Annotated in this window: 18 protein-coding genes; 11 read left to right on the top strand and 7 right to left on the bottom strand. The window is 70.8% G+C overall.

Annotated elements, in window-relative coordinates; all coding sequences use genetic code 11:
• Window positions 1–7: 7 nt before the first annotated feature.
• Window positions 8–2,689: an alpha-L-rhamnosidase gene (locus tag ACH3VR_RS13645; protein WP_397556856.1), complete on the bottom strand. Its 2,682-nt coding sequence runs from the start codon at window positions 2,687–2,689 to the stop codon at window positions 8–10.
• Between the two features lie 256 nt (window positions 2,690–2,945).
• Between ACH3VR_RS13645 and ACH3VR_RS13640 the strand changes: the two genes are divergently transcribed.
• The 3 genes from ACH3VR_RS13640 to ACH3VR_RS13630 all read left to right on the top strand — a co-directional run bounded on the left by ACH3VR_RS13640 (window position 2,946) and on the right by ACH3VR_RS13630 (window position 6,192).
• Window positions 2,946–4,271, top strand: coding sequence for an ABC transporter substrate-binding protein (locus ACH3VR_RS13640; RefSeq protein ID WP_397556855.1), 1,326 nt, complete (start codon window positions 2,946–2,948; stop codon window positions 4,269–4,271).
• Window positions 4,272–4,354: 83 nt separating this feature from the next.
• On the top strand, window positions 4,355–5,287 hold the full coding sequence (locus ACH3VR_RS13635; RefSeq protein ID WP_397556854.1) for a carbohydrate ABC transporter permease: 933 nt from the start codon (window positions 4,355–4,357) through the stop codon (window positions 5,285–5,287).
• Window positions 5,284–6,192 carry a carbohydrate ABC transporter permease gene (locus ACH3VR_RS13630; RefSeq protein ID WP_397556853.1) on the top strand — a complete coding sequence of 303 codons (909 nt, stop codon included), beginning with the start codon at window positions 5,284–5,286 and terminating at the stop codon, window positions 6,190–6,192. The genes ACH3VR_RS13635 and ACH3VR_RS13630 overlap by 4 nt, the downstream gene beginning before the upstream one ends.
• A gap of 10 nt (window positions 6,193–6,202) precedes the next feature.
• Here ACH3VR_RS13630 and ACH3VR_RS13625 read toward each other — a convergent pair whose 3' ends face one another.
• Complete coding sequence (locus ACH3VR_RS13625; RefSeq protein ID WP_397556852.1) at window positions 6,203–6,985, bottom strand: nucleotidyltransferase domain-containing protein; 783 nt, start codon at window positions 6,983–6,985, stop codon at window positions 6,203–6,205.
• A gap of 160 nt (window positions 6,986–7,145) precedes the next feature.
• On the opposite strand from ACH3VR_RS13625, the gene ACH3VR_RS13620 reads away from it, so the two are divergent.
• From ACH3VR_RS13620 to ACH3VR_RS13585, 8 genes are all read left to right on the top strand, one after another.
• The gene (locus ACH3VR_RS13620; RefSeq protein ID WP_397556851.1) at window positions 7,146–7,532 is read left to right on the top strand and encodes an L-rhamnose mutarotase; all 387 of its coding nucleotides are present in this window, start codon (window positions 7,146–7,148) and stop codon (window positions 7,530–7,532) included.
• Entirely contained in the window at window positions 7,529–8,695 is a 1,167-nt protein-coding gene (gene rhaI / locus ACH3VR_RS13615) for an L-rhamnose isomerase (RefSeq protein ID WP_397556850.1), read from the top strand. Before ACH3VR_RS13620 ends, rhaI begins: the two co-directional genes overlap by 4 nt.
• Window positions 8,696–8,700: 5 nt before the next feature.
• Entirely contained in the window at window positions 8,701–9,720 is a 1,020-nt protein-coding gene (locus tag ACH3VR_RS13610; RefSeq protein ID WP_397556849.1) for an alpha/beta hydrolase fold domain-containing protein, read from the top strand.
• Between the two features lie 24 nt (window positions 9,721–9,744).
• The gene (locus tag ACH3VR_RS13605) at window positions 9,745–11,781 is read left to right on the top strand and encodes a bifunctional aldolase/short-chain dehydrogenase (RefSeq protein ID WP_397556848.1); all 2,037 of its coding nucleotides are present in this window, start codon (window positions 9,745–9,747) and stop codon (window positions 11,779–11,781) included.
• A 91-nt stretch (window positions 11,782–11,872) separates the two neighbouring features.
• Window positions 11,873–13,312, top strand: a complete 1,440-nt coding sequence (locus tag ACH3VR_RS13600) for a rhamnulokinase (RefSeq protein WP_397556847.1) — start codon at window positions 11,873–11,875, stop codon at window positions 13,310–13,312.
• The gene (locus ACH3VR_RS13595; protein WP_397556846.1) at window positions 13,309–14,283 is read left to right on the top strand and encodes a serine hydrolase domain-containing protein; all 975 of its coding nucleotides are present in this window, start codon (window positions 13,309–13,311) and stop codon (window positions 14,281–14,283) included. The genes ACH3VR_RS13600 and ACH3VR_RS13595 overlap by 4 nt, the downstream gene beginning before the upstream one ends.
• Before the next feature lie 63 nt (window positions 14,284–14,346).
• Complete coding sequence (locus ACH3VR_RS13590; RefSeq protein ID WP_397556845.1) at window positions 14,347–14,550, top strand: hypothetical protein; 204 nt, start codon at window positions 14,347–14,349, stop codon at window positions 14,548–14,550.
• Window positions 14,551–14,598: 48 nt separating this feature from the next.
• Window positions 14,599–15,444 (top strand): hypothetical protein, encoded by an 846-nt coding sequence (locus ACH3VR_RS13585; protein ID WP_397556844.1) that lies wholly within the window; start codon window positions 14,599–14,601, stop codon window positions 15,442–15,444.
• 1 nt (window position 15,445) lies between these two features.
• On the opposite strand, the gene ACH3VR_RS13580 is transcribed toward ACH3VR_RS13585, so the two are convergent.
• Genes ACH3VR_RS13580 through ACH3VR_RS13560 form a run of 5 tightly spaced genes read right to left on the bottom strand, consistent with a single transcriptional unit; the run spans window position 15,446 to window position 20,105 of the window.
• Window positions 15,446–15,892 (bottom strand): hypothetical protein, encoded by a 447-nt coding sequence (locus tag ACH3VR_RS13580; protein ID WP_397556843.1) that lies wholly within the window; start codon window positions 15,890–15,892, stop codon window positions 15,446–15,448.
• A complete protein-coding gene (locus ACH3VR_RS13575) occupies window positions 15,889–16,764 on the bottom strand; it encodes a phage tail protein (protein ID WP_397556842.1) in 876 nt (291 codons plus the stop codon). The genes ACH3VR_RS13580 and ACH3VR_RS13575 overlap by 4 nt, the downstream gene beginning before the upstream one ends.
• A complete protein-coding gene (locus ACH3VR_RS13570) occupies window positions 16,754–19,315 on the bottom strand; it encodes a putative baseplate assembly protein (RefSeq protein WP_397556989.1) in 2,562 nt (853 codons plus the stop codon). Before ACH3VR_RS13570 ends, ACH3VR_RS13575 begins: the two co-directional genes overlap by 11 nt.
• 2 nt (window positions 19,316–19,317) lie before the next feature.
• Window positions 19,318–19,764 carry a GPW/gp25 family protein gene (locus ACH3VR_RS13565; RefSeq protein WP_397556841.1) on the bottom strand — a complete coding sequence of 149 codons (447 nt, stop codon included), beginning with the start codon at window positions 19,762–19,764 and terminating at the stop codon, window positions 19,318–19,320.
• Window positions 19,761–20,105 carry a hypothetical protein gene (locus tag ACH3VR_RS13560; protein ID WP_397556840.1) on the bottom strand — a complete coding sequence of 115 codons (345 nt, stop codon included), beginning with the start codon at window positions 20,103–20,105 and terminating at the stop codon, window positions 19,761–19,763. The genes ACH3VR_RS13565 and ACH3VR_RS13560 overlap by 4 nt, the downstream gene beginning before the upstream one ends.

Below are 20,105 nucleotides of genomic sequence, written 5' to 3'. Positions count from 1 at the left end.
GAGAGGATCAGGCGGCGACGACGGCCTCCGGCCGGGCGACGGTGGGCGCCGTCACGGTGATCCGGTGGGTGCCGTGGCCGAGCTCGGCGGGCGCGGGCGAGCCGTCGACGGTCACGGTCGAGGCATCCGTCACGGGAAGGTCGAGCACCGCGACGGCGCCGAAGGGCACCTCGAGCGTCGCCGTGAAGACGTCCGACTCGACGATCCAGTCGATCGCGAGGCGGCCGAGGCGCGTCTGGATCGCGGCGGCCGCGTGGTCGAGGGACGCCGCGGGACGCGGTGCGACGCGCACACGGCGATATCCGGGCGCGTCGGGTGCGAGCCCCGCGACCGTGCGGTAGACCCAGTCGATCATGGCGCCGTAGGCGTAGTGGTTGAACGACAGCATGCTGCCCTCTTCGGGGTCGGCCTCCTCGGTCGGCAGCGCGTCCATCGCCCCCGAGTGGATGCTGCCGTCGGGCTTGATCGCGTCCCAGCGCTCCCACACGGTCGTCGCCCCCTGGTCGACCTGGTAGAGCCACGACGGGGCGTCGCGCCGGAGCAGCATGAGGTAGGCCTCGTCGAGGTGTCCGCTGTGGGAGAGGGCGAACAGCACGAGCGGCGTGCCGAGGAAGCCCGTCGCGATGCGCCCGTGCTCACGGCGCACGTCGGCGGCGAGCGCGTCGGCGATCTCGCCGCGCCGGGCGGCGGGGGCGAGCCCGAACTCGAGTGCGAGCGCCGCGCCGGTCTGCGTCGCGATCGCCTCCTCACCCCAGCGCTCGAAGGTCGCGAGAGCGACCCGATCGGCGAGGGCGTCGTACTCGTCTGCGCGACCGGTGTCGCCGACGATCCGCTCCGCCCGCGCCAGCAGGCGGGCCGATCGCACGTAGAACGCGTTCGCGACGTAGTCGCTCGAGACCTTCGCCTCCCACGGCCGATCGATGGGTGCGTCGGGGTCGAGCCAGTCGCCGTATTGGAACGGCTCGGTCGGCAGCACGACGTCGTCGCCCGCGCGGCGGCGCAGATGCTCGACCCAGCGCCGCATGCTGTCGAGCTGGCGCTCGAGCACCTCGGTCGAGCCGAACGCGTCGTACACGGCGAGCGGCACGATGGTGGCGGCATCCGCCCATCCCGCGCGGCCCATGTTCTCGGTCTGCACGCCGCCCATGAGCATGTCCTGCTTGCGGATGATGTCGGGCACGACCGACGCGACGCCGCCCTCGTCGGTCTGGTCGATCTCGAGGTCGCGCAGCCACGAGGTCCAGAACGCCTCGGTGTCCATGAGGGTGTTGGCCGTGGCGGCGAACGCCTGGGCGTCACCGGTCCAGCCGAGGCGCTCGTCGCGCTGCGGGCAGTCGGTGGGCACCGAGACGAAATTGTCGCGCTGCGACCAGAAGACGTTCGAGTGGAACCGGTCGAGCACTTCGTGCGACGACGTGAAGGAGCTCCGCGGGGAGAGGTCGCTCGAGAGGGCGACCGCGACGGCCGAGACGACGTCGGCGCCGTCGACGTCGGCGTAGCGGAAGCCGTGGAACGTGAACGCGGGCTCGAGCGTGTGCTCGCCGTCGCGGTCGAGCGTGAACACGTCGGTGGCCTTCGCCGTCCGCAGCGCCTTCACATGCAGGTCGCCCGACGGCTCGAGCACCTCCGCGTGACGCACCGTCACGACGTCGCCGGCGCGGCCGGAGACCACCAGGCGCACCCAGCCCGAGATGTTCTGGCCGCTGTCGAGCTGCGTGCGGCCGTCGTGCACCGATGCCGTCATCGGCAGCTCGGCGACGATGCGCACCGGCGGGGCCGAGCGCGGCTCGAAGAGGGTCTTGTCCACGTCGAGCACGTCGACGCTCGTCCACCCGTCCCCGGCGAATCCGGGCTCGTGCACGCCGGGGTCGTCGAGGTTCAGGTCGATCGTCGTGCCGTCGTAGTGGCTCGCCGACCGGATCGCGCCGAAGCCGCCCTGCCACGAGGCATCCGTCGCGAGAATCGTCTCGCCGTCGGCTTCGAGCTGGGCGAGGGCCCCCGAGCGGTCGCCGTAGATCTCGATGCGACGCGCGAAGCCGAAGCTGCCGCGGAACCAGCCGTCGGCGACGGCGAGCACGATGACGTTCTCGCCCGCACGCAGGAGCGGCGTGACGTCGAGCGTGTCGACGAGGATGCGCCCCTGGTACGACGTCCACCCCGGCGTGAGGTGCGCGTCGGTCGCGCGCACGCCGTTGATCCACGCGTCGACCAGTCCGAGCGCGGAAAGCCGGAGGCGGGCGGATGCCGGCACCTCAATCAGAGAGAACTCCCGGCGCAGGAGCTGGGCGGGACCGTCGACCGGGCTCGGGATGCCGATCACGTCGGCCTCGAGCGCGGCGCCCGGGACGCCGGCTTCGACGGTGAACGGCTCGCTCCACTCGGTCCACCCCGCCGGCGTCGCGATGCGCACCGCGAAGGCGCGGCGCTCGCGCGGGTCGAGGTCGACGCCTGCGGTGATGCCGATCGCTTCCTCCGAGGCGACGGGCTCGCCGGGCTCGAGCTCCGATCCTTCCGGCGCGGATGCGAGCTGATAGCCGATCTGCCGCGCCGCGGGGTCGTCGCTCTCGACGCGCCAGCCGAGTCGGAGGCGTTCTGCGGGAACGCCCAGGAGGCCGTCGCCGTGCTGCGTGCTGATGCCCACAACCCGCGTGCGCGGGTCGCGGTCGGTAGTGGCGGGAAGCAGCGTCATCGGTACCGTTTCGTCCTTTCGAGCGGCTCGCGTCGTCGCCCTGCCGCGCGTCAATCCTGAAACGATTCACGGTGACTGTCAACCACTTTGTAGACCGTTACACAATCGTGACCGCGAAGCGGCTCGGAGCCATTGACGATGGATCCGGCGCGACGTACCTTACGAGGGTTGAATGGTTTCAATCGTTCAAAAGGCAGCACCAGACATTCCGGCAGCGTGGGCGGATGGACCGCCCGGCCTTACAAGGAGGTAAAGGATGATGAGCTCTTCTTCGCGGAGGCTGATCACGATCGCGGCGGGCGCCGTCGTGCTCGCGGTTCCGCTCGCCGCGTGCAGCGGCGGCGGCGGATCGAGCAGCAGCGGCAAGACCGAGATCACGTACCTGACGCAGAGTGACGACCTCAACACGACGCAGGCCAAGGCCCTCATCGAGGCGTTCGAGAAGGCCAACCCCGACATCAGCGTCAAGCTCGACACACAGCCCGGCGGCACCGAGGGCGACAACCTCATGAAGACCAAGCTGTCCACGGGGTCGATGGACGACGTCTTCCACTACAACTCCGGGTCGCTCCTGCAGGCGCTGAACCCCGATCAGACGCTCGTCGACCTGAGCAAGGAGGACTGGGTCAAAGACCTGACCGATGACTTCAAGCAGGTCGTGTCGACCGACAAGGGCCTCTACGGCGCACCGTGGGGCACCTCCTTCGCGGGTGCCGTGCTCTACAACAAGCCGGTATACGAGAAGCTCGGTCTGACCGTGCCCACCACGTGGGACGAGTTCATCTCGAACAGCGAGAAGATCAAGTCCGCCGGCGGCGGGATCACCCCGATCCTGCAGTCCTACGGCGACACGTGGACGAGCCAGCTCTTCGTCCTGGGCGACTTCGCGAACGTCACGGCGCAGAACCCCGATTGGGCCACCGAGTACACCGACAACGACCCGAAGGCCAAGTACGTCGAGGAGCCCGCGTACGCCGGCTTCGCCAACCAGGCCGAGGCGTTCCAGAAGGGTCTGTTCAACGAGGACTTCGCGTCGATGACCAACGCGCAGGCGATGGACGCACTTGCCAACGGCACCGGTGCACAGTACCCGATGCTGTCGGGTCAGATCGCGGTGATCCAGCAGAACGAGCCGGACAAGGTCAACGACATCGGCGTGTTCGCCCTGCCGGCAGCCAGCGCCTCTGACACGTCCATCACGATGTGGCAGCCCAACGCCCTCTACATCGCCAAGACGACCGAGGGTGACAAGCTCGACGCCGCCAAGAAGTTCGTCGCGTTCGCGAACTCCAGCGAGGGCTGCGACGTGCAGAACAAGACGTCTCCCCCCTCGGGCCCGTACGTGACCACCGCCTGCACGGTCCCGTCCGACGCTCCCGCGATGATCGCCGACATCCAGAAGTACTTCGACGACAAGAAGACCGGGTCGGCGCTCGAGTTCCTCTCCCCCATCAAGGGCCCGAACCTCGAGAACATCACGGTTGCGGTGGGCTCCGGCATCACCCAGCCGAAGGACGGCGCGCAGCAGTACGACGAGGACGTCAAGAAGCAGGCCCAGCAGCTCGGCCTCAAGGGCTGGTGAGCCCCGTCCGGAACTGCTGAACTCACATTGACCGGGGCCGGCGGCGCACCGCCGCCGGCCCCTCCACTCGAAGAGGAGTGATCATGACGACCGCCGTCGCACCCACCGGAGCGGCCCCGCCCGCCGACACCCCACGGGCCTCCGCGAAGAGGCGGAAGGGCGTGAAGAGCCCCTACCCGTCGTGGTTCTACATCCCCGCCGCCGTGCTGTTCCTCGTGTTCTTCGCGGTTCCCACCTTCGCCTCCTTCTACTTCTCGCTCACGCGCTGGACCCTGTTCGACGTCCAGTTCATCGGCTTCGACAACTTCGTCCAGTTCTTCCAGGAACCGCAGCTGTCCCAGGGCTTCATCAACACCTTCATCTACGGCTTCACGACCTCGGCCGCGAAGGTCGTGCTGGGCCTCGCGCTCGCCCTCCTGCTGACCGGGCCCACGCTCGGGCGCGGCTACCTGCGCGCGGTCGTCTTCTTCCCCGTGCTGGTCTCCACGATCGGCGTCGGGCTGACGTTCAAGGCACTCCTCGACCCGTTCCACGGGATCGTCAACAACGTGCTCGGCTTCCTGCACCTGCCGCAGCCCGGCTGGTATACCGATCCGAACCTGGCCCTTCTCACCGTCGCGGGTGTCGACATCTGGAAGGGCGTCGGCATCGCGACGCTCATCTTCATGGCCGGCATCGTCGCCATTCCGCAGGAGTATTTCGAGGCGGCGCGCATGGACGGCGCAGGAGCATGGTCCGTGTTCCGCAACATCACGCTCCCCCTCGTGCGCCCTGCGACGGCCACCGTCATCATCCTGTCGCTCATCGGCGGCCTGCGTGAGTTCGCCATGATCTGGGCGATCACCAAGGGCGGTCCCGGATTCACGAGCGACGTCATCGCGTCGGTCATCTACAAGCAGTACCAGGCGGGCTTCTTCGGCCTCTCCACCGCCGGCAACGTCATCCTGTTCCTCGTCGTGATCGCGGTGATGCTGCCGGTCAACTGGTTCCTCAATCGAAGGGAGGCCGAGCTGTGACCGACACTCGAGTGCTCACCACCGCCGACCAGCGCGTCCGAGCCGCGCGCAAGGCCGACCGCCGTCCGCTGACCGTCCGCATCTTCCTGCGCAAGTACCTCGTCGGGATCATCGCGATCCTCGTCTCGATCGTGGTCTTCCTCGTCCCCTTCGCGTTCGTCGTCCTCGAGGCGTCGAAGAACCCGAAGGAAGCTGGACTCGTCGAGTTCTCGCTGCCCTCCGAATGGCTCCTCTGGCAGAACCTCACCGAGGTGCTCGAGAAGAACGACTACCAGGTCGTGTGGGCCTTCATCTGGAGCGCGACCATCACGATCTTCTCCTGCGCCATCATGGTCGTCTGCGCCGCGATGGTCGGCTATCTCCTGCAGCGCAAGCGCACCCGGCTCAACCCCTTCGTCAACTTCCTCGTGCTGGCCGCCCTCATCGTGCCGCCCGCCGTCGTCCCCACGATCTGGGTGCTGCAGGGCATCGGCCTGTTCAAGACGATCCCCGGCATGATCCTCATCGAGGCGACCTTCGGGCTCGCGTTCTGCATCCTGCTCTTCCGCGCGTTCGTCGCCACGATCCCCCGCGAGCTCGACGAGGCCGCGATCATCGACGGAGCCGGGCCCATGCGCCTGTTCTTCGGCGTCGTGCTCCCGCTGCTCAAGCCCGTCATCGTGACAGTCGTCGTCGTGCAGGCGGTGTTCGTCTTCAACGACTTCCAGAACCCGCTGTACTTCCTGCCCGGCAGCGACTACCCCACCGTGCAGCTCGGCCTGTACAACTACCAGAGCCAGACGCTCAGCCAGTTCAACCTGCTCTTCGCGTACATCCTGCTCACGACGATCCCGATGCTGATCATGTACATGATCTTCAACCGGCAGATCGTCGCGGGCATGACGAGCGGCGCCATCAAGGGCTGACGTGCGTCGCTCACCAGAACTCCGCGGGCACCGTCCCCCGGAGCCATGCGAGTTCGTTGTCGCGGATGAAGGTCGAGAGCGACTCGTCGGCCGACAGCCCGTCGGGGACCAGCTGGTCGAGCAGCCGCAGGATCACGTCGGCATCGTCGACGCGTGGGTCGGACACGACGCCGTCCCACGCCTCGAGGAAGCCGTCCGGAGTCGGGACGGTGTGCACGAGCTTCGAGACGTACTTCGGACCGGGCATGAGCACGTGGGATGCCGCGAGCACGGCGCGCGCCGCGGCGAGGGTCAGGTGCAGCCCCGCGTGGCGGCGCAGGAACTCGTCGCCGCGCTCGACGGCCTGCCGGAGGAAATAACCGCCGTAGAGGCGAGCCTGCGCGACGTGCGAGCGCACGCGCTCGCTCCACGCGTCGTCGGGGAGGACGGCGATGCGCTCGATCGTCTCGGCGAGGTCGGGCACGATGCTCCACGCGACGCGGGCGTCGAGGAACGAGGCGCGCGTCGGGTCGTCGGCGTGCTCGACGGCCCGGGCGAGATAGCGGGGACTGGCGAGCTTGACGTCGATGTAGGAGCCCGCATAGTCGAGCCCCACGCGGTCGACCCAGGCGAAGCGGCCCGCGGCCGTCTCGGCCGCGAACCGGTCATCGTCGACCACGAAGTACACGTCGACGTCGGAGTCCTCCCGCTCGCGTCCCTGCGCGACGGAGCCCACCAGGATGACGGCGAGCGCGCCGCCCTCCCCGCGCACGGCGTCGACGTAGGCGGCGAGGGCGTTCTCCTGGTGCTGCACGCGTGCTCCTTCGCATCGAGCGGTTCGGGCCCACGCTACCGACGGCCGCGGACCGGTTTGCGCAAGAGCGCCCGGCAACCGCCTTCCAGTTGCGGAGGCGGAAGCATTGCCCTATCGTTGAAACGATTCACGACCCATGGACCACTCTAGGAGCACCTCGATGACGAGCACCGGCCCCACCCGCGTGTGCTTCGAACTGCGCGTCGCACCGGACCTCCTCGACGAGTACGTCGAGCGCCACACTCCGGTGTGGCCTGAGATGCTCGCCGAGATCGCCGCGGCGGGCCGCCGCAACTACTCGCTGTTCCTCGGCGACGGCGGCCGGCTCATCGGCTACTACGAGACCGACGACGACGCGGCCGCGCAGGCCTACCTCGCGGCATCCCCGGTCGCCGCCCGCTGGGAAGCCGAGATGGCACGGTTCTTCGTCGGCCTCGAGGGCCGCCCCGACCAGGCTGCGACGCCCCTCGCCGAAGTCTTCAACCTCGAAGCCCAGCTCGCCAGCGCTGGCGAGACACCCTCCACAGAAGAAAGCGACGCACCGTGAGCATCCTCACTCCTGACATCCAGTCCGAGCTCGAGCAGCAGGGCATCGAGCTGCCCTCGTGGGCGTTCGGCAACTCCGGGACGCGATTCCGCGTATTCGCGACGGCCGGCACGCCGCGCGACCCCTACGAGAAGATCGCGGATGCCGCGAAGGTCAACGAGTTCACGAAGCTCGCGCCGAGCGTCGCCCTGCACATCCCGTGGGACAAGGTCGACTCGTACGAGGACCTCCGCAAGCACGCCGAAGACCTCGGCGTCGAGCTCGGCACGATCAACTCGAACACGTTCCAGGACGAGGACTACAAGTTCGGCGCCCTGACGCACCACGACGACCGCATCCGCCGCAAGGCGATCGACCACCACCTCGAGTGCATCGACATCATGGATGCCACGGGCTCGCGCGACCTCAAGATCTGGCTCGCCGAGGGCTCGAACTACCCGGGTCAGGGCGACATGCGCGCCCGCCAGGACCGCCTCCAGGAGTCGCTCCAGACGATCTACGCGCGCCTCGGCGAGGAGCAGCGCCTCGTGCTCGAGTACAAGTTCTTCGAGCCGGCGTTCTACCACACCGACGTTCCGGACTGGGGCACCTCCTACGCGCAGGTCGCCTCGCTCGGCGACAAGGCGATGGTGTGTCTCGACACCGGCCACCACGCGCCCGGCACGAACATCGAATTCATCGTGATGCAGCTGCTGCGCCTCGGAAAGCTCGGCTCGTTCGACTTCAACTCGCGCTTCTACGCCGACGACGACCTCATCGTGGGCTCGGCCGATCCGTTCCAGCTGTTCCGGATCATCTTCGAGGTCGTGCGCGGCGGGGGCCTCAACAACCCCGACGTCGCCTTCATGCTCGACCAGTGCCACAACATCGAGGACAAGATCCCCGGCCAGATCCGCTCGGTCCTGAACGTGCAGGAGATGACGGCGCGCGCGCTCCTCGTCGACCGCGACGCGCTCGCCGCGGCGCAGCAGGCGAACGACGTGCTCGCGGCGAACGCCGTCTTCATGGACGCGTTCTACACCGACGTGCGCCCCGCCCTCGCGGAGTGGCGTGAGTCGCGCGGACTCGCGGCCGACCCGATGGCCGCGTACGCGGCATCCGGCTACCAGCAGCAGATCGCGGCCGACCGCGTCGGCGGCGTCCAGGCCGGCTGGGGAGCCTGACCCGCATGGCCGATCCGTACTCCGCCGCCGAGGGGCTCGTGCGCGTCTACCCCGCGCGCGAGCCTCGCGGCACGGGCCTGGTCTGGGCGCACGGCGGCGGGTTCGCTGCCGGCGACCTCGACATGCCCGAAGCCGACTGGGTCGCGCGCTCGATCGCGGCGCGCGGCACGACGGTGGTGTCGATCGACTACCGGCTCGCGCCCACGCCGGCCGAGTGGACCCCCGACGGCGCGACCCGCCCCGGCCACCGCTTCCCGGCAGGCTCGGACGACGTGCTCGCAGCCTGGTCGTGGACGGTGGACAACGCGGCGCGGCTGCGCATCGACCCGGCGCGGATCGCGATCGGCGGCGCGAGCGCCGGCGCCAACCTCGTGACCGGCGCGGTGCTGCGGATGCCGTCCGCCGGCGACGCGACGCTCCCTGCGCTCGTCGTGCTGGCGTATCCGACGCTCCTGGCCGAGCAGCCCGCACCCGGGCCCGATCTGCGGGCCCTGCTCGACGCCGATCCCGAGGCCGACCACTTCGGTCCAGACGCCGTACTCGGCATGTACGAGAACTACCTGGGCGGACCCGTCGCCGGCGCGCCGCTCGCCGCGATCCCGGGCCTCGCGACCCCCGACGACCTCGCGGACTTCCCGCCGACCCTCATGATCAACGGCGAGGTCGATGAGCTGCGCGTCTCGGGCGAGCACTTCGCCGCGACGCTCGCCACGGCCGGCCGCGACATCGAGACCGTCGTCGAGCCCGGCACGACGCACGGCCACCTGAACCGCCCCGCCGAGGCCGCGGCATCCCTCTCCATCGACCGCATCGCGGCGCGCCTGGCCGCCCTCCCGACCGCCTTCTCCGCTCGCCCGCTCTCCTCGAGCACTCCTGCTCGCCCGCGGCAAGACGTGGGTGCCCCCGCCGCGCACCCGCAGGATGCCGCGGCCGAACTGACGACCACTCCCGCTCCCCCGCGGCAACACGCGGGTGCAGCATCCGTCCACTCGCACATCGCCGCGGGTGAACCCACTTCCCTCTGACCCCACACCAAGGACTTCACGAACATGACGAACCCCGCAGCCGCCGAGCTCATCGCGCGCAGCAATCGCCTGGGCGCCGACCCGAAGAACACCAACTACGCGGGCGGCAACACGTCCGCGAAGGGCACCGAGACCGACCCCGTGACGGGTGAGCCCGTGGAGCTGCTGTGGGTCAAGGGCTCGGGCGGCGACCTGGGCACGCTCAAGGAGGCAGGCCTGGCCGTGCTGCGGCTGGACCGCCTCCGCGCGCTCGTGAACGTCTACCCGGGTGTGGACCGCGAAGACGAGATGGTCGCCGCGTTCGACTACTGCCTGCACGGCAAGGGCGGCGCGGCCCCCTCGATCGACACGGCGATGCACGGGCTCGTCGACGCGCCGCACGTCGACCACCTGCACCCCGACTCGGGCATCGCGATCGCGACCGCCGCAGACGGCGAGGCGCTGACCTCGACGATCTTCGGCGACAAGGTGGTGTGGGTGCCGTGGCGCCGCCCGGGCTTCCAGCTCGGCCTGGACATCGCCGAGATCAAGGCGCAGAATCCGCAGGCGATCGGCTGCATCCTCGGCGGCCACGGCATCACGGCGTGGGGTGCGACGTCTCAGGAGGCCGAGCAGAACTCGCTGTGGATCATCGACACCGCCGCCGCGTACATCGAGAGCAACGGCAAGGCCGAGCCGTTCGGCGGAGTCGTCGCGGGCTTCCAGGCCCTCCCCGAGGCCGAGCGCCGCGCGAAGGCGGCCGCCCTCGCGCCGACGATCCGCGGCCTCGCGTCGCACGACAAGCCCATGGTCGGGCACTTCACCGACACCGGCGTCGTGCTGGACTTCCTGGCCTCCGAGAAGCTCGCCCCGCTCGCTGCGCTGGGCACGAGCTGCCCCGACCACTTCCTCCGCACGAAGGTCAAGCCGCTCGTGCTCGACCTGCCCGCGAGCGCGACGGTCGAGGAGTCGATCGCCCGCCTGCAGGAGCTGCACGAGGCGTACCGCGCCGACTACCAGGCCTACTACGACGCGTACGCGACGACGGAGTCCCCCGCGATCCGCGGCGCCGACCCGCTCATCGTGCTCGTGCCCGGTGTCGGCATGTTCAGCTATGGCGCCAACAAGCAGACGGCCCGGGTGGCGGGCGAGTTCTACGTCAACGCGATCAACGTCATGCGCGGCGCCGAGGCCCTCTCGACCTATTCGCCGATCTCCGACGAGGAGAAGTTCCGGATCGAGTACTGGGCCCTCGAAGAGGCCAAGCTGCAGCGCATGCCCAAGCCCAAGACCCACCAGGGCCGCATCGCGTTCGTCACGGGCGCCGCCTCCGGCATCGGCAAGGCCATCGCTGTCCGCCTCGCCGCCGAGGGCGCATGCGTCGTCGTCGCCGACCTCGACCTCGCCAAGGCCCAGGCCGCCGCGGCCGAGCTGGGCGGCACGGACGTCGCGATCGGCGTCGCCGCGAACGTCGCCGACGCCGACGGCGTGCAGGCCGCGATCGACGCGACCGTCCTCGCTTTCGGCGGCATCGACCTCGTCGTCAACAACGCCGGCCTGTCCCTCTCCAAGCCCCTCCTCGAGACGACCGAGAAGGACTGGGACCTGCAGCACGACGTCATGGCGAAGGGCTCGTTCCTCGTCGCCAAGGCCGCCGCGAAGGCGCTCATCGAGCAGAAGATGGGCGGCGACGTCATCTACATCTCGTCGAAGAACTCCGTCTTCGCCGGCCCGAACAACATCGCCTACTCCGCGACGAAGGCCGACCAGGCCCACCAGGTGCGCCTCCTCGCCGTCGAGCTCGGCGAGCACGGCGTGCGCGTCAACGGCATCAACCCCGACGGCGTCGTGCGCGGCTCGGGCATCTTCGCCGCCGGCTGGGGCGCCAACCGCGCCGCGACCTACGGCGTCAAGGAAGAGGACCTCGGCCAGTTCTACGCCAACCGCACGATCCTCAAGCGCGAGGTCGTGCCCGAGAACGTCGCCGACGCCGTCTACGTGCTGACGGGCCCCGAGCTCAGCCGCACGACCGGCCTGCACATCCCGGTCGACTCCGGCGTCGCCGCCGCCTTCCTCCGATGATGGGTGCGGCCTATCGGCCAGAGCCCGTGCTCTCACCGAAAGCCCCCGTCATTTCCGTCCACAGCGTGGGCGCTCGGCGAGAGCACGGGCTATGGACACTCGAGCAGCGGGGTCTGCGATGACGGCGGGCGTGGTCGCCGCGATCGACCTCGGTGCGACGAGCGGCCGGGTCATCGTCGGGCACGTCGGCCCCGACACGCTCGACGCGACGCCCGTCGCGCGATTCGCCAACGACCCCGTGCAGATCTCGGACGGCCTGCACTGGGACATCCTCTCCCTCTACGGCGCCGCCGTGAAGGGACTCCGTGAGGCGTTCCGCGCCGCGCCGGCCATCGCGAGCATCGGCGTCGACGCGTGGGCGGTCGACTACGGCCTGCTGCGCGGCGGACGCCTCCTCGGCGACCCGTTCCACTACCGCGACGCCCGCACGGCTCGCGGGGTCGAGGCGGTGCATGAGCGGATGCCGCACTCCGAGCTGTACGCGCACAACGGTCTGCAGTTCCTCCCGTTCAACACGCTCTACCAGTTCGCGGCCGAGCCCCGCGACGTGCTGGAGTTCGCCGACACGGCGCTGCTGATCCCCGACCTCGTCGGCTACTGGCTCACGGGCCAGGCCCGCGCCGAGCAGACGAACGCCTCGACGACGGGTCTGCTGCGAGACGGAGCGTGGAACGACGACCTCGTCTCGGCGCTCGGGCTGCCCCGCGGCATCCTTCCCCCGCTCATCGCGCCCGGCGAGCCCCTCGGCGCCCTCCTGTCCGAGGTCGCCGCCGCGATCGGCGCCGCCCCGGGCACCTCGGTCACGGCGGTCGGCTCGCACGACACGGCATCCGCGGTCGTCGCGGTGCCCATGCGGGCGGATGCCGCCGCCTACATCTCGTGCGGTACGTGGGGGCTCGTCGGCGTCGAGGTCGACCGCCCCGTGCTCACGCCCGAGGCTCTCGCCGCCAACTTCACGAACGAGGGCGGCGTCGACGGCCGCGTGCGGCTGCTCCACAACGTCATGGGACTGTGGGTGCTGAGCGAGGCCGTCCGCACGTGGGAGCGCCAGGGCCACCCGATCGACCTGCCGACGCTCCTCGACTCGGCCGAGGAGGTCACGGCGCCCGTCGCCGTCTTCGACGTCAACGATCCGCGGTTCCTGCCGCCCGGCGACATGCCCGCGCGCATCGACGAGTGGTGCGCCGAGCACGGCGTCGCGGCGCCCCGCACGCGCGCCGAGTACGCGCGGTCGATCGTCGAGTCGCTCGCTCAGGCGTTCGCGGACGCGTCGCGTGAAGCCGGCCGCATCGGCGGCGTCGACGTCGAGACGATCCACATCGTCGGCGGCGGGGCGCTCAACGAGCTGCTCTGCCAGCGCACCGCCGACCGGTCGGGCCTGTCCGTGCTCGCCGGCCCCGTCGAGGCGACGGCGCTCGGCAACGTGCTCGTGCAGGCTCGCGCCGCGGGCCTCGTGACGGGATCGCTCGAGGCCCTCCGCGACCTCGTCGCACGGACGCATGCACCGCGCCGCTACGCTCCGAAGGCATGACCTCTCCTTACTCGGCCGCCTTCGACTGGACTCGCCGACACGTCGACGCGGGGCACCTGCCGTCGGCGGTCCTCGGCATCGCGACGGCCGACGGCGTCGTCGCGCTCGACGCCTTCGGCGCAACGGACGGCCGGCCCGCCGACGTCGACGACCACTACCGGCTCTTCTCGATCACGAAGCCGCTCCTCGGGCTCGCGGCGGCGCGCGCGATCGAGCGCGGCCTGCTGGGAATGGGGACGCCGGTCGCAGCGGCCATCCCCGACTTCGGCCCCGATCGCGACGACGTCGTGCGCCTGAGGCACCTCGTGAGCCACACCGCAGGCATCCCCGAGCCGCCGATGGACCGTCCGGACCTCGAGGCACTCTTGCGCACGCCGGGGCGCGACTTCGCGGCCGGCACGGTCTCGCGCTACTCGACGATCGCCTTCCAGGGTGTCGCCGAGATGGTGGCGCAGGCCACGGGACGAGCATGGGATGCCGCGGTCTCGGACTGGGCGGACGGCATCGGCGCCGACGGGCTGACGCTCGACGAGGCATCCGATCCGCACACCGTCGTCGGTGCCGCCGAGGCGGGACTCGACATCGAAGCCTTCGCCGCGAATCGCCATCCCGGCGCCGGGCTGCTCGGGCGCGCGTCCGACCTGCTCGCCCTGGGGTCGGCGCTCCTGCGCGACGACGGCGCGGTCGTGCAGCCCGTGACGCTCGCCATGATGCTCCGCCCGCTCACGGGCGACATCCCGCGCCTGGAGCCGTACATCGCCGAGGCAGGCCAGGACTGGGGCTTCGCCTGGAACCTTCTCACCCGCGCTCCCAGCCGTCTCGACCGGGACGTCTTCGGCCACAGCGGGTGGTCCGGCACGGAGTTCTGGGTGCACCCGACGGCCGGTGTCGCGTGGGTGCTGCTCACCAACACCGCCCACAGCCCGGTCAACCCCGACGAACTCGACAACGCGATCGTCGCAGGACTCTGAAGGCGACGCGGCATCGTGTCAATCCCGTGACGCGCGGCGGGGCACCGTCGTAGCGTCGGCGGCATGGACGACGCACGCGCGAACGACGAGCCCATCGAGCAGTCCGCCCCGGGCACCGACCGGCCGGCCTCGGACCTCGACGACGGAGAGCAGTCCGAGGACCTGCCGACGGGCGGCGACGAGACGACCGAGGAGCAGCTCGAGGCCGACAACCCCGCCGAGGAGGAGACCCTCAAGGCGCTCGATCCCGACGCCACGTCGGCCTGACCCGCACGGGGCCTGGCGCCGCGCGACCGGCGCCTCCACACTGGACGCATGCGGGAGCTCCGCAAGTGGGCACTGTGGGTCGCGTTCGCCGCGATCCTGCTCGCGGTGCTCGCGTGCGTGGGTGCCGGCATCCTGATCTCCCCGCCTCCGCTGGGCGACCGGATCAGCTCTCTGCAGTCGAACCCCGGCGGCGCCCCCGACGGCGTGTCGATCGAAGACCTCGCCGACCTCAGCCCCGCCGACTTCGGCGAGAGCGCGCAGGATCCGCCGGGTCTCTCGATCCCCTACCTCGCGCTTCCGCTCGGGCTGCTGCTGATCGTCCTCGCCCTCATGGTGCTGCCACTCCTGATCGGGGCGAGACCCGTGCCCCTCATCGGCGGGATCGTCAGCGTGCTCGGCGGGCTCGTCGCCGTCATCGCAGGCATCATCATGGCGATCATCGCGTTCGTCCTGCTCATCACGATGGTGTCGCTGTTCCTCGCGGCGCCGTTCGGCACGCTCGCGTACCTCGCCATCTTCGGATTCTTCGACATCTGGGCCTCGGCCGCCCTGCTCGGCGTGCTCATGTTCCTGCAGCTCGCCGCGATCGTGTTCCTCCTCGTGGCGCAGCAGAGCATGCTCGGCAACAAGCGGCTCGTGTTCTTCCTGCTCCTGTGCGTCCTGCTCACCTTCGTCGTGATGATCCTGCACTCGATCGTCCCGATCATCCTCGTGAGCATCACGGACGCGCTCGGCGCCATCATCATCGCGCTCGTCGGCGCCATCTGGGGGCTGCTCATGCTCATCGGCGGCATCATCGCGCTCGTCAAGCAGCTGCAGCTCGGCCGCCAGGGCGGCGGACCGCTCCGCGAGCGCGAAGAGGGCCAGCCCGCGACGCCGACGACGGGCGGCTGATTCAGTCGCGCACGAGCACGACGCACTGCGCGAGCACGAGGCAGCGGATCGTCAGCACGGTGTCGGTGTCGTAGATCGCGACGGGCTTCGGATCGGCGCACGACAGCGACGACGCCTTCACGGGCTGCGCCGGGTACTCGCTCCCGTCGGTGGAGATCGCGACGGTCGAGGGGTCTTCGACGCACAGCGCGATCTGCGACGGAGCGGGAAGAGGGATGCCGCACGCGCCGTTCGACGGGACGACGAAGCCCTGCACGGTCGGGTCAGCGCAGGAGGCGTCGGCGACGTCGGCGAACGCGAGCGTCGGCCGCGGCACGAGCCAGCCGAAGCCGCCCTCGACTCCTCCCTGCGCGGCCCCGGCGTCGCCCTCAGGGCGGACGGCGCCGTAGAACAGCACGAGCACGACCGCGACGGCGATCGCGACGAGCACGACGATCATGACCTTCACGTCGTGTGCTCCCCCGTCTCGGGAGCCGGTGGGACGGGTGGTGGCGGCGCCGGCGCTGGCGCAGTCGGAGCCGGGGCCGGTGCAGCCGGAGCCGGAGCCGGCGCGGCCGGAGCGGCCGGAGCCGGCGCGGCCGGAACGGGGGCGGCCAGAACGGGCGCGGCCGGAGCCGTGCCGGGCGGAACCGGTGGCGGCGGCGCGGGGGGCTCCGGCACGGCGGTGAGCACGGGCGCGGGCTCGCTGCCGGGGAACGACGGCTCGGCCGGCGCGGCGGGACCGCCGACGGGGAGGACCGGGGGCTTGTCGGCAGGCGTCTCCGGCTCGGGCGGCGACGCCGAGGACGACGCCGAGGCGGGGCCGTCCTCGAACACGACCTCCGCCGTCACGTGCGCGGGCTTCTCCTGCGCGACGATGCGCTCGACGAGCGGCCGGTGGGCGACCGCGTCCTTGGGCAGCGTCACGACGACGTGGAACGGACGGCGGCGGCCGGCGGCATCCCGGACCTCCTCGTCGATGCGCACCCCGGCGACGCCCGTCGCCCATTCGAGGGCTTCGCGAAGGCCCTCGGCCGTCCCGCGCAGGCGCGAGAGCTGGGCCGAGGCCGCGACGACCTGGCGAAGGCGTCCGACGCCCGAGTCGAACTCGCCCGAGGTGTCGTCGAGCCAGCGCGCGAGGTCCACCCAGCGGGCGAGGAACGGCACGAAGCGATCGGGCGTGAGCTGCGGGTCGAAGTAGTCGGGCAGGTCTGCGAGCACCGCCTCGACGGGACCGTGCAGCTGGTCCATCACGTCGAGGAGCGTCGCGATCGGCGTGCCCGGCACGATCGTGCGCTGGTAGACCTCCGGCAGGAGCCGCGCGATGCGCTCAGCCCGCATCGTCGTACTCGACCTTGATGTCGTGGTCGCCGGGCGCGAAGAGCCAGTCGGGCGGAAGCGACACCTCGTCGGTGAACTCGGCGGGCGACGCGAGGCGCCACGTGCGTCCGTCGCCGCTGCGGAAGATGCCGTCGGGGCCGCCACTCAGCGCGAGGGGCGGGTTGGTGTCGCTCGCACCGACGGTGTGCAGCACCTGGAACGTGCCGTCCTGGCGGAGCGGAAGCCCGCAGTCGCGCGTCGGCGTGCGCCACGCTCCGCTGTCCTGGCGCGGGTTCGCGACCGCGACGCCTGCGCGCTCGGTCGCCGCGAGCACCGTCTCGCCAATGAACGAGATGTCGCGACAGCTGCCGCCGGTCCACTTTCCGCCCGCGGGCTCCCAGCCCTTCGCGTCGAGCTGCACGGCGAGCACTTCGACCCGCGACACTCCGGCACCCTCCTCGGCCCCGGTCGCGTAGGCGCCCGCGTACAGGTATCGCCGGTTCGCCATCTCGAGCGTGCGGAGCACCCGGATGTCGACACCCTTGAGCCCCGACTGCGCGAACGTGCCCGGCCGCCCCTCGCCGAAGGACACGTACACGCCCTTGAGCTCCTGTGCGGCGGCCGCGACGCACAGCGCGCCCGACGGGTCGACCGACGTCGTGACGGCGTAGAACCCCATCGCGGGATCCTCCGCGACGACGAGGATGCGGTCGCCCACCGTGTCGCCCTGAAGGGGTTGGCGGAACAGCCCCGCGTCCGACGCGAGGAAGGCGTGCGGCTGCCCGTCGACGAGCGCGAGTGCGACGTCCTCGACGTGGGAGTCGAATTCGCGGATGCGCGTCCACGTCTCGCCGTAGTCGAGCGACGCGTGCACGACGCTCGACTCGGTCTCGCCGACGCGCGCGACCGCGACGAGGCATCCCGGCGCCTCACGGAGCACCGCGAGACGCTCGACCGACTCGCCCTCGAACCGCGACACCGCGACCCAGCCCGCCGCGTCGTCGACGGTGCGGAACACCTGCTCGCCGCTCGCCGCGAACCACGTGCGTCGCTGGTTGGGGTCGCGCACGAGCGAGGGCACGAGCCCGGGAACATCCTCCACGACGAGCGTGACGTCTTTCACGTACCGCACGCCGCGCTCGCTCTGCAGCACGTCGTACACGCGCGCGACGCGCAGATGCTCGCCGAAGGGCCAGCCGGTCTCGGTGTCGATCGGCACCGGCGACAGCACCCGGTCGAGCCGCTCGTGCAGGCGCTTCTCGATCGCGACGCGGTCCTCCGCGCGGTGCACGACGACGGACGCCCGCACGAGGATGCGCTGGAACCCCGTGTACGACACGCGCACGCGCGTGCCGATCGGCTGCCGCGAGCGCAGCGCGTCGGCGAGGCGATCGAGCACCTGGGGGCTCATCGCGGCTTCGAGGGCGGCTCGGCTGACGGGCGTGCCGGAGTCGAGGCCCGGCACGACGTACACCTGCACCTCGCCCGGTGTCGCGCCCACCCACGCGTCGGCCCGCGTCACGGCGCGGGCGCGCGAAACGCCGCCGCTCGCAGCCACGGCGAACTGCTCGTAGTCGCGGGCCGTCACGACGCGGTCGAGCGTGTGGATCGACTGCGGGCCGCGGATCATGGCGTTCTCGAGCGTCTCGCGATCGCGGCCGCCCGTCGCGGCGGCCGCGTTCGTGACGGTGACGCCGGGCACGGCATCCTTCAGGGTCGTCAGGGCACCCGCCGCGACGTTGCCGTTCGCTCCCCCGCCGTGCCGGTACCAGGCGACGATGCGGCGCCCGTGCGGCGGGACATCGGCGAGAGCGACCGGCTGCGCCGTGAGCTCGCCGCCCGGATCGGACAGCTGCGCCGCGGGAGCGAAGACGATCACACCCTCGGCGCGGTCGACGGTGTACAGGTGCGTCTCGGACTCGGGTCCGGGCGGGGCGCCGAAATGCTCCACCTCGGTCCAGATGCGGTACGTCACACCGTCGAGTTCGCGCGCGGGCTCGCGGTTCTCGAGCTCGCCCGGCTGCGCCTGCACACCGACGACGAGGTCGAAGACGTCGCCCGTCGGCAGCGAGATCGGCGGGCGGGCGACGCGCACGACCTGTCCGGGCTTGCCCGTCCCGTCGCCGAGATGCTCGCCCTCGACGACCTCGCCGGCGTAGGCGCGGACTGTCGTCGACTGCTTCCCGACGGCGATGCGGGCGTCGTCGGCGGTCGCGAACACGGGGGAATCGGCATCCGATCGCGCCGTCGCGACCCGGCTGCCGCGCGGGATGACGACCTCGCTCGTCGCGGGTGCCGTGAGCGAGAAGGTGACGTCGACGGATGCCGCGGCCGGGGGCATGACGCGCACGCCGATGAGCTCGAGGAACTGCACGAACGCCTTCTCCGGGATGCGGTTGACGCGGTAGAGCAGGGTGTCGGTGAGGTAGGCGAACGCCTCGAGGAGGGTGATGCCCGGATCGCTCGGACTGAGATCGGTCCACTCGGGGCTTCGTGCGGCGATGAGGGCCCGCGCGTCGGCGACGAGCCGGTCGAAGTCGCGGTCGTCGAGATTCGGAATCGGCAGCGGCATGATCACGCACCCCCTTGCAGCGGAACGGCGGCGACGAGGCGGTCGGCGGGACCGCCGAGCTTGGGTCGGTAGTCGAGGGTCACCTCGAGGCGGTCGGGAGCGTCGGGCGCGGGCCCGGCGTCGATCGCGATGATCACGACACGCGGTTCGAATCGCTCGACCGCGCGCCGCACGTAGTGCATCGCGAGCCCCGCGGTCGTGTCGTCGTTCGGCCAGAAGATCAGCCGCGCAAGGTCGCAGCCGTAATCGGGGCGCATGATGCGCTCGCCCGGCCGCGTCGACAGGAGGATCATGAGCGCCTGCCGGATCGCGTCGGCGTCGCGCACCAGCTCCAGGCGACCGCTCGGCGCGACGGTGAGCCCGGGCAGCCCGCCGTCGAGATCGGGGTGCCCGAACCGCCAGGCGGTCCAGCGCGGGGGTGTGCGCCTCGTCGGGACCGGGATCGTCATGGCACCTCCGTAACGAGCGTCTGGCCCGGGTGCTCGACCCGGTACTTCACGAGTCCCTGGGGCGTGCCGTCGGTGAGGCCCGCGAGATCGGCGCGCACGACCGGCTTGCCGCCGATCGTCACGAATCCCGACTGCCCGCGCTGCACGTTGACGGTCTTCGTGCACGGCTTGATGCCGACGCTCACGTTGGGGCAGCCGCCGATGTCGCGGCCCCGCGGCTCTTCGTCGACGACGACGGGATGCCCCGACACGAACACGAAGTCCTCCTTCGCGATGAGCTGCACGCGCCCGAGCTTGTGGTCGCATCGCACGTCGCCCTCGAGGCTCAGCCAGTACCACAT

This window comes from Microbacterium alkaliflavum (genome assembly GCF_044325405.1).
Classification (GTDB): Bacteria; Actinomycetota; Actinomycetes; order Actinomycetales; family Microbacteriaceae; genus Microbacterium; species Microbacterium alkaliflavum.
This window is presented reverse-complemented; position numbering and strand designations above follow the sequence as displayed.

Excerpts from the sequence above, each read along its gene's own strand:
- ACH3VR_RS13645 (WP_397556856.1), bottom strand. The coding sequence starts at position 2,689 with ATGACGCTGCTTCCCGCCACTACCGACCGCGACCCGCGCACGCGGGTT.
- ACH3VR_RS13640 (WP_397556855.1), top strand. The coding sequence starts at position 2,946 with ATGATGAGCTCTTCTTCGCGGAGGCTGATCACGATCGCGGCGGGCGCC.
- ACH3VR_RS13635 (WP_397556854.1), top strand. The coding sequence starts at position 4,355 with ATGACGACCGCCGTCGCACCCACCGGAGCGGCCCCGCCCGCCGACACC.
- ACH3VR_RS13620 (WP_397556851.1), top strand. The coding sequence starts at position 7,146 with ATGACGAGCACCGGCCCCACCCGCGTGTGCTTCGAACTGCGCGTCGCA.
- ACH3VR_RS13610 (WP_397556849.1), top strand. The coding sequence starts at position 8,701 with ATGGCCGATCCGTACTCCGCCGCCGAGGGGCTCGTGCGCGTCTACCCC.
- ACH3VR_RS13605 (WP_397556848.1), top strand. The coding sequence starts at position 9,745 with ATGACGAACCCCGCAGCCGCCGAGCTCATCGCGCGCAGCAATCGCCTG.
- ACH3VR_RS13600 (WP_397556847.1), top strand. The coding sequence starts at position 11,873 with ATGGACACTCGAGCAGCGGGGTCTGCGATGACGGCGGGCGTGGTCGCC.
- ACH3VR_RS13595 (WP_397556846.1), top strand. The coding sequence starts at position 13,309 with ATGACCTCTCCTTACTCGGCCGCCTTCGACTGGACTCGCCGACACGTC.
- ACH3VR_RS13590 (WP_397556845.1), top strand. The coding sequence starts at position 14,347 with ATGGACGACGCACGCGCGAACGACGAGCCCATCGAGCAGTCCGCCCCG.
- ACH3VR_RS13585 (WP_397556844.1), top strand. The coding sequence starts at position 14,599 with ATGCGGGAGCTCCGCAAGTGGGCACTGTGGGTCGCGTTCGCCGCGATC.
- ACH3VR_RS13575 (WP_397556842.1), bottom strand. The coding sequence starts at position 16,764 with ATGCGGGCTGAGCGCATCGCGCGGCTCCTGCCGGAGGTCTACCAGCGC.
- ACH3VR_RS13570 (WP_397556989.1), bottom strand. The coding sequence starts at position 19,315 with ATGCCGCTGCCGATTCCGAATCTCGACGACCGCGACTTCGACCGGCTC.
- ACH3VR_RS13565 (WP_397556841.1), bottom strand. The coding sequence starts at position 19,764 with ATGACGATCCCGGTCCCGACGAGGCGCACACCCCCGCGCTGGACCGCC.
- ACH3VR_RS13560 (WP_397556840.1), bottom strand. The coding sequence starts at position 20,105 with ATGTGGTACTGGCTGAGCCTCGAGGGCGACGTGCGATGCGACCACAAG.